Genomic DNA, 8270 nt, shown 5'->3' on the forward strand with positions numbered 1-8270 from the left:
TATGCCGCCCGCCTCTCGTTTTACGGGGTGAGAAGCGGGCGGCACGGGGGTTGCGGAGAGTTACGGGTGGTTACGGGCGCCAGTTCGCCAGTACGCCCTCGTACAGCTCCGTGTCCGTCAGCTCGCGGGGGGTCGGGCCCGCGTGGAAGAAGGACGTGTTGTCGGTCTTCAGTTTGCGGAGGTAGTCGAAGGCCTTGTTGTCGTGCTCGCCGAAGGCGACGAAGGAGAAGAACACGGTGGGGTGGTTCTTCGCGGCTTCGGTGAGGGACTGGGTGGCGGGGGTCTTCGCGTCCGGGGCGCCGTCCGTCTGGAAGATCACCAGGGCGGGGGTGGTGTCGGCGGTCTTCTCGTGGTGGGTGAGTACGGCTTCCACGGCGGCGTGGTAGCTGGTACGGCCCATGCGGCCGAGGCCGGCGTGGACGTCGTCGATCTTGGTCTCGTGGTCCGGGGTGAGGGTGAGGTCGGTGGTGCCGTCGACCTCCGTGGAGAAGAAGACGACGTGGACCGTGGCCTCGGGGTCGAGGTGGGCGGCGAGGGCGAGGGTCTGGTCGGCGAGGGCCTGGGCGGAGCCGTCCTTGTAGTACGGGCGCATGCTCGCGGAGCGGTCGAGCACGAGGTAGAGCTTTGCTCGGGTGCCGGTGAGGTCGGTCTTCTTGAGGGTGGTGGTGGCGGCCTTGTAGGCGGTGGTGAGGGAGGGGGTGCGGGACTTCACTCGGGTGAGGGGGGTGGCGGGGGCGGGCTTGGCCTGTCCCTCGGCTTCGGGCTCAGCGACGGCCTCGGGCTCAGCGACGGCCTCGGGCTCGGGCTCGGCCACCGCCTCGGCTTCGCCTTCGGTGGAGATTTCGTTCCCACCCGCACCACCCGTGCGGCTTTCGTCGTCGGCTGCGGGTGGCCCCTGTGGGGCGTCCCCGCCGTCGGCGGCCGCGGGCTCCGGGTCGGCCTCGGCCACGACCTCAGCCCCGCCGACTGCCTCAGCTTCCGCCTCCGCCTCCACGACCGGCTCGGGCTCGACTTCCGCCACGGGCTCCGGCTCCACCTCAGCCACGGGCTCGGCCTCGACCTCGGCCACCGGCTCGGGCTCCGGCTTCACCTCAGCCACCGGCTCGGCCTCGACCTCGGCCACCGGCTCGGGCTCCGCCACGGGCTCCGGCTCCACCTCAGCCACGGGCTCGGCCTGGACCTCGGCCACCGCCTTGGCCTCGACCTCGGCCACCGGCTCGGGCTCCGCCACGGGCTCCGGCTTCACTTCGGCCACCGGCTCGGCCTCGACCTCGGCCATGGGCTTCACCTCAGCCACCGGCTCAGCCTCCGCCTTCGCGACCGGCTCAGCCTCGGCCTTCGCGACCGGCTCAGCCTCCGCCTTCGCCACCGGCTCGGCCTCGGGCCCGGTCATCGGCTCAGCCGTGGCTGTCCCCGGTTCCGTCGCCTGCCTGGGGACCGTCACATGGTCGAAGGCCGCTGCGACCAGTTCGTGTTCGTCGGGGGAGGTTGTGCGGGGTTCGGGGAGGTGGGGGGTGGGGTCCGGGGAGTTCGAAGGGTTGCGGTCTGCACCCTCTGCCTCGGCCGTTCGTCCCTTGCGTGAGCGGCCGAATGCGTTCCGCAGGAGAGTGAGAATGCCCATGTGCGCAACCCTTCGCGTGAGTTGGTGCCCGTTAATCCCTGGCCAGGACGGACACGTAAGGTTAGCGGCCCCATGTTGCGATTCGGTCGCTGGTGGAGGCCGTCAGTGCGGCGTCGCGATGGCGCGTGCCGCCGCCACTTCCTGGCGCAGGGGTTCCAGGACGCTGCCCGAGGGTCCGGTGAGGTCGGTGCGGACCGCGGTGAGGGTTTCAGTCCGGCGTACGGCCTCCGACAGGTCGCGGAGTTGCAGGGCCACCTGGTCGATCTCGGCGGGAGAGGGGGGCGTCGCGCCGTGGCGGACCCGGACCCGGGCCGCCGTCGTGGCGTCGACGATGCGTTCCACCGCGACCACCAGGGGCCACCAGGCCGCGGCGCGGCGGCCCGTGGGCGGTGGTTCCGTGAGGGCCCGCTGGAATTCCGTACGGATGGTGGAGAGGTCGCGGTAGAGGCGGCGGCGCATGCGGGCGCGGGCGGCCGGGTCGGTGTCGGGGCCGAAGGCCGTCTCCACGTACGTCGCCGTGTCCGCGACCGCGTCCGCCAGACGGTCGCCGACGCGGGTGTGCCAGCTCTCCGGCCAGAGCAGGTAGCCGGCGACCAGAGCGATCGCGCAGCCCATCAGGGAGTCCAGGAGGCGGGGGAGCAGGAGGGCCGTGCCCTTGTGGTTCAGGATGTCCGAGAGGAGGAGGATGACCGGGGTGATCGCCGCCGTCTGGTAGCCGTAGCCCCGGGGGGTCAGGGCTGGGATCAAGGGGGCCAGCAGAAGGATGACGGGGAGGGTCCACCAGCCTGGCGGCACCTCCGCCAGGACCGCCGCCGCCACCACCAGGCCCACCACCGTGCCCAGTGCCCGCAGCAGCGCCCGTGAGAACACCGAGCCGAAGTCGGGCTTGAGGACGAAGGTGATCGTCAGGGCCACCCAGTAGGAGCGGGGGACGGGGATGAGGGAGACCAGGGCCTGCGCGATGCCGATGCACAGCGCCAGGCGCAGGCCGTAGCGCCAGGAGTTGCCGGAGAGGACGACGTTGCGGGCCGTTCGGGCCGTGCGGATGCTCAGCGCGGCCGGGCGGCCCAGGCGGTCGTCGTTGCCTCGGGGTTCCACGTCGGGGGTCGTGACGACCTCGGCGGCGTGGCGCAGGGCGTGGTCGACGGCTCGGGCCGTTTCGGTGGTGGGGGAGGGGAGCAGCGGCAGGGTTATCGGGCCCGTGAAGCCGGTCTCGATGGCGTGGGCCAGGTGGCGGACCGCCTCGGGGACCTCCGGCGGGAGCGGGTGTCCGGCCAGGTGGACGGCGGGTGCCGCTTCGACCACCGGGGTGATCGCGTTCAACTGGGCCAGCAGGCGGGTGAGTTCGCGGCTGCGGCCGTGGTGGCGGGCGCGGTGGGCGAGGATGAGGTCGTAGGCCTGGTTGAGGGACTGGGTGACGTCGAAGCGTGCGGCCGTGTAGTCGTCCTGGTTGCCGCAGGCGGCCAGGAGGGCGGCCACCGCGCGGTACGCCGCCGCGACCGAGGCCCGCTCCGGTACCCCCGCCCGCAGCGGCCAGGCGAGCAGTGCCAGGGCGAGGACGAGGAGACCGCCGCCGGCGATCAGGGCCGGGGGCAGCCACCAGGGGCCGGGGAGCGGAAGCCCCGCGCCGATCACGGCGTTCAGGAGCAGGAGCAGTCCCGACACGGAGGACACCGCGCCGATCGTCGAGATCATCCCGGACAGCAGGGCGACGCCGGTGACGGCGGCCACCGCGTACCAGCCGTGGCCGTACACGAGGGAGCCCAGCGTGACGCCCACGGCGCCGAAGAGCTGCGGGACCGCGATGTTGAGGATGCGCAGGCGGTAGGCGTCGGCGGTGTCGCTGATGACGCCGGACAGGGCGCCCATGGAGGCGAGCGCGCCGTAGGCCGGCTGCCCGGCCGTGAGCCCGATCGCCAGCGGGAGGGTCATCGCGAGGGCGGCCCGGGCCATCGAGGCCCAGTTGAGGGGTGCCCGGTGGGGTTGGAGGTTCCGCACCAGCCAGTCGGGAGGGGTGAGGCCGATGGGGAACTCGCGGGACATGCGCCCATTATGGCGGTATTGCTCCGGCTCGCCCCGGGTCATCTGCGCTGGTGGAGCGTGATGTCGACGACGAGCGCGCGGTGGTCGGTGCCGGTCAGGCGCAGGAAGCGGGCGTCGGTCGCGGAGAAGTCCGGGGACAGGAGCACGTGGTCGATCTGGGCGCCGATGAGGGAGGCCGTACGGGAGGGCCAGCTGGGGGTGCGGTCGTGTCCGGCGAGGCGGGCGGCGTCGGTCGGGCCGGTGTCGAGGATGCGGCGGAAGGCCGCGTGGTCCTGGGAGGCGTTGAAGTCGCCGGCGAGGATCGTGGGGGTGTGGGGGTCGGCCGCGGCGAAGGCGCGGAGCCGGCCGAGTTCCCGTTTCCAGAGGCCCACCTGGCCGGGGAGCGGGGGCATCGGGTGGGCGAGCTGGACGCGGACGGCGTGGCCTCCCCCACGCTCGAATGAACTCGCGCGGGAGGTGCCCCCATCGTCGGCCACGGCACCGGGCATGCCCATCGTGCCGCGGACGCCTCTCGCCCTCGTCAGCGGGAAGCGGCTCAGGACGAGGGAGCCGTGGGAGCCGCCCGCGACCACGGCCTGCCGGTGCGGGTAGGTGCCGGCGAAGTCCTGCTCCAGCGTGGCCTGGCAGGTGTACTCGCACCCCCCGACGAAGACGAGGTCCGGGTGGTGGCGGCGCATCTGCGGGACGAGGGCGGGGGTGCCGCGTCCGAACTCGACGTTGGAGGTCATGACACGCAGGGAGGCCAGCGGCTGTCCGCCGGGCTCACGCGTCTTCCCGTACGGCTCCATGTACCAGGCCAGCAGCCCGAGTACGGCGACCGACCACACCAGCCCCGGCCACCAGCGGGCGAGCAGCGCGCACAGCAGGCCGAGGCCGGTCGGTACGAGCAGCCAGGGCAGGAAGGCGAGCAGTTGCGGTACGGGCGTGATGCCGTCGGTGCCGGCCACCCGGCAGCCGACGATCACACTGACCCCGGCGAGCAGGAGGGCGGCCGACCAGGAACCGAGTCTGCGTCCGGGGCCATGCGTCACGCCCCGAGACTACGAGCGCGAGTCGACCTCGGTCAGGAATTCCCCCAACACCCGGTTGAACTCCTCCGCGCGCTCCAGGTTCGGCATGTGGGCCGCCCTGTCGATCACGTGGAGCACGGAGTGGGGCAGCGCCGCGTGCATCGCCTCCGCGTCCGCGACCGGCGTGTACGTGTCGTCGGCGCCGACGACGACCAGTGCGGGCACGGTGACCTCGGTCAACAGGGGCCGGTAGTCGGGGCGTTCGGCGCGGCCGCGGAGGGAGGCTGCCGCGCCCTCGGGTGAGGTGGCCGTCATCATGCGGTGGACGTGGGCCTTGACCTCCGGGTCGGCGTAGGGGGCGACCATCTTCTCCAGGACCTCGTCGGCGTAGCCGCGCAGGCCCTCGGCGAGCAGCCGGTCGGCCATGGCGCCCCGGCCGCGCTTTCCCTCGGGTGTCTCGGGGTCGGGGAAGGTGTCCGCGAGGACCAGGCCCCGGACGCGGTCGCCGAAGCGGTCGTAGCACTCCATGGCGATCTGGCCGCCCATCGAGAGCCCGGCCAGCACGAGGGAGCCGACCTCCAGGACGTCGAGCAGCTCCTCGATGTCCCGGGCGTGGCGGGAGAGCGGGACGGTGCCGGGGGTCACGGGGGAGGCGCCGTAGCCGCGCAGGTCGGGGGCGATCACCCGGCGGTGGGCGGAGAACGCGGTCAGCTGCGGGGCCCACATCGTGCGGTCGAAGGGGTGGCCGTGGACGAGGACGAGGGGCACCCGGGAGGAGAATCCGGGGTTTTTGTCCTCGTACGAGAGGAAGGGGGGCATGGGAGCGACCCTAGATCCACTCAACTCCTCGGTGCAATAAGATCTTTGCTCTCGGTGCAATGTGAGGGGCCCGTACGACAGGGGGACGTGTGGAGGACTACCGGCGTATCGCCGACCGGATCGCCGGTGACATCCGGGGCGGCCGGCTCAGACCGGGTCAACGGCTGCCTCCGCAGCGGGCGTTCGCCCGGCGGCACGGGATCGCCCCCTCGACGGCGGGGCGGGTGTACGGCGAACTGGTGCGCCGCGGGCTGGTGGTGGGCGAGGTCGGGCGCGGCACGTTCGTCCGGGCCACCGAGCCGGACGCGCAGCCGGGGCGGGCGCTGACCGAGGCGGCGGGCGGGGCGCCGGTGAACCTGGAGCTGAACTACCCGTCCGCGCCGGGGCAGGCGGAGCTGCTGGCCCCCGCCCTCGCTCCCCTGCTGCGGCCGGACGCGCTCGCCGAGGCGCTGCGGCCCGCCCCGGCCGCGGGCAGCGCGGCGGCGCGGGCAGCGGTCGCGGGGCTGCTGGCCGCCGGCGGTCTGCGGCCCGACCCCGAGGGGATCGTGTTCACCGGCACCGCCCGCCAGGCCATCGCGGCCACCCTCGCCTCCCTGGTCCGGCCGGGCGGCCGCGTCGGTGTCGAACCGCTGACGTATCCGCTGGTCAAGGAGATCGCGGCGCGGCTCGGCAGCACCCTGGTGCCACTCGCGGCCGACGCGGAGGGGGTGCTTCCCGAGGCGCTCGCGGCCGCCCACCGCACCGCTCCCCTGTCCGCGCTCTACCTCCAGCCGACCCTGCACAATCCGACCTCGCTGACCATGGGCGCCACGCGGCGGGCCGGACTGGCCGAGGTCATCCACAGGCTGGGGATACCGGTCGTGGAGGACCGGATCTGGTCCTTCCTGCACGAGGGCGGCGAACCCCCGCTCGCCGCGCTCGCCCCGGGGCTCGTCCATGTCGTCGACGGGCTGTCCAAGCGGGTCGCGCCGGGACTCACGATCGGGTTCGCCGCCGTACCGCCCGGGCGGGCCGAGGCGGTGGCCCGGGCCGTCCGCTCCGGGGGCTGGAGCGCGGGCTCCTTCGCGCTGGAGGCGGCCGTGCGGTGGATCGGCGACGGGACGGTGGCGCGGCTGGTGGAGGCCAAGCGGCAGGACGCGGGGCGGCGGCAGCGGCTGGTCGCGCAGGAGCTGGACGGTTTCGCCGTACGGTCCGATCCGGCCGCCTATTTCGCCTGGTGGCAGCTGCCGGCGCCCTGGCGGGCGGACACCTTCACGGCAGCCGCCCGGGCGCACGGCATCGCCGTCACCCCGGGTACGGCCTTCTGCGTCGACCCGAGCCGCACCCCGGACGCCGTCAGGCTCGGGCTCGCGTCGGCGCCGGAGGGGGAGCTGGCGCGGGCGCTGCGGGTTCTTGCCGGTGTCGCGCGGGGCTCGGCGGGGGCGAGTGGCGGGTGAGCCGTGCGGGTCGGTCGGCGAGGCCATGGGCCTTCTGTGTCGACCTGGGCCGTACGGCGGGCGCCGTCAGGCTCGGGCCCGTGTGGTCGGTGCCGGAGCCGGGGCTTGCGCGGGGGCGGTGGACTCTCGGCGGTGTCGTGAGGGGCGGGGCAGTCGTAGGCAGCGGGTGAGCCAGGCGGTCAGGGCGACCGTGAGGCCGAGGGCCAGCAGGAGCCAGGAGACGGTGCGCAGGGTGGCGGTCAGGGCGTCGTAGATCGCCGCGGCGGCGGGGTGGGGCATGTCGGCGGGCAGGTCCGCGAGGGTGAGGCTGCGGCCGACGGTGAGGGCGAGGCCGAGCAGGCCGCCGCCCAGGGCCGTGCCCAGCGCGGTGGCCACGATCGCGCGGCGGCGGCGGACGGCCAGGGCGATCCCGGTGACGGCGAAGACCACGGCCGCGACCGGGAGCCAGAAACCGGCGACTTCGAGCACGTGGAATCCCTTCCGCAACTGGGCCACCTCGCCCCCCGGGAGCACGATGACCGCGGTGTGCTCCACCGGGATGCGCGCGGCCATCGCGATGTGGTCCTGGGTGAGCTGCTGTTTGACCTGCGCCGTGACGGGCGCGAAGTCGACGGTGACCGGGCGTTCCACCGTGTCGTCGTCCGTGTCCTCCTCGCGCAGGGCGCGCAGGATCGCGTCGTGCGTCACCTGGTTGCCGGTGTCCCAGGCCAGCCGGAAGGCGCGGGTCTGGGTGAAGGAGCGGACCGCGTCGTGCACGAACGGGGCGACCGAGCCGCGCACCGGGCGGACGTCCATCCGCTGGTCGACCTCGCGCAGGATGCCGTTCCCGACGGTCTGCGCGACGGCCTCCCGCACGGCCGGGTCGGCGGCGAGCGGGGCCATCGTGGTGACGTACCGGCCCGTGTCGGCCAGTCCGTACGACGCCCAGGCCGCCAGCGCGCCGAACGGCACGAGGAGGCAGGACAGGGCGATCAGTACGGCCGACAGGGCGCTCCTGAGGCGTGGTGGCACGCTTCCAGGCAAGGACCCCTCGGCCCGAGGGGCGACCGGTACGACTGCGTTCGGGGGAAAAGTCAAGCCGTACGGCCGCGCCGCCTGGCGGAGCCGGGGATCGCGCTCTCCGGTGGAGGGCTGGGCCGAACGGGTGTTTCCTGGTGCTGGTGAGGTGGGAGCACAGGGGAGTGGGGGGGGGGGGGGGGGGGGGGGGGGGGGGGGGGGCAGAGGGAGGGGGGGCGGGGGGGGGGGGGGGGGGGGGGGAGCGAGGGGGGGGGGGGGGGGGATGCTGGGGAGACAGGTGGGAAGGGACCGAAGTAGTGCGGGGAGAGGCACCCAGGAAGAAGA

Annotated in this window: 6 protein-coding genes; 1 reads left to right on the forward strand and 5 read right to left on the reverse strand. The window is 73.9% G+C overall.

What is annotated here, in order from left to right:
* Positions 1-70: 70 nt before the first annotated feature.
* The 4 genes from ACZ5DS_RS36705 to ACZ5DS_RS36720 form a co-directional block, all read right to left on the reverse strand.
* A complete protein-coding gene (locus ACZ5DS_RS36705; RefSeq protein ID WP_468247318.1) occupies positions 71-1621 on the reverse strand; it encodes a VWA domain-containing protein in 1551 nt (516 codons plus the stop codon).
* 102 nt (positions 1622-1723) lie between these two features.
* The gene (locus ACZ5DS_RS36710; RefSeq protein ID WP_468247320.1) at positions 1724-3664 is read right to left on the reverse strand and encodes an FUSC family protein; all 1941 of its coding nucleotides are present in this window, start codon (positions 3662-3664) and stop codon (positions 1724-1726) included.
* Positions 3665-3702: 38 nt separating this feature from the next.
* Positions 3703-4695 (reverse strand): endonuclease/exonuclease/phosphatase family protein, encoded by a 993-nt coding sequence (locus tag ACZ5DS_RS36715; RefSeq protein ID WP_468247322.1) that lies wholly within the window; start codon positions 4693-4695, stop codon positions 3703-3705.
* Positions 4696-4704: 9 nt separating this feature from the next.
* Positions 4705-5493, reverse strand: a complete 789-nt coding sequence (locus tag ACZ5DS_RS36720; protein WP_468247324.1) for an alpha/beta fold hydrolase — start codon at positions 5491-5493, stop codon at positions 4705-4707.
* A gap of 89 nt (positions 5494-5582) precedes the next feature.
* On the opposite strand from ACZ5DS_RS36720, the gene ACZ5DS_RS36725 reads away from it, so the two are divergent.
* The gene (locus tag ACZ5DS_RS36725) at positions 5583-6929 is read left to right on the forward strand and encodes an aminotransferase-like domain-containing protein (RefSeq protein ID WP_468247327.1); all 1347 of its coding nucleotides are present in this window, start codon (positions 5583-5585) and stop codon (positions 6927-6929) included.
* 66 nt (positions 6930-6995) lie between these two features.
* On the opposite strand, the gene ACZ5DS_RS36730 is transcribed toward ACZ5DS_RS36725, so the two are convergent.
* Positions 6996-7940, reverse strand: coding sequence for a hypothetical protein (locus ACZ5DS_RS36730; RefSeq protein ID WP_468247329.1), 945 nt, complete (start codon positions 7938-7940; stop codon positions 6996-6998).
* Between the last annotated feature and the right edge of the window lie 330 nt (positions 7941-8270).

The sequence above is a fragment of the Streptomyces sp. NPDC031100 genome, assembly GCF_055570785.1.

Bases quoted from the DNA above. Each gene is read 5' to 3' on its own strand.
- ACZ5DS_RS36710 (WP_468247320.1), bottom strand. From the start codon at position 3,664: ATGTCCCGCGAGTTCCCCATCGGCCTCACCCCTCCCGACTGGCTGGTG.
- ACZ5DS_RS36705 (WP_468247318.1), bottom strand. From the start codon at position 1,621: ATGGGCATTCTCACTCTCCTGCGGAACGCATTCGGCCGCTCACGCAAG.
- ACZ5DS_RS36720 (WP_468247324.1), bottom strand. From the start codon at position 5,493: ATGCCCCCCTTCCTCTCGTACGAGGACAAAAACCCCGGATTCTCCTCC.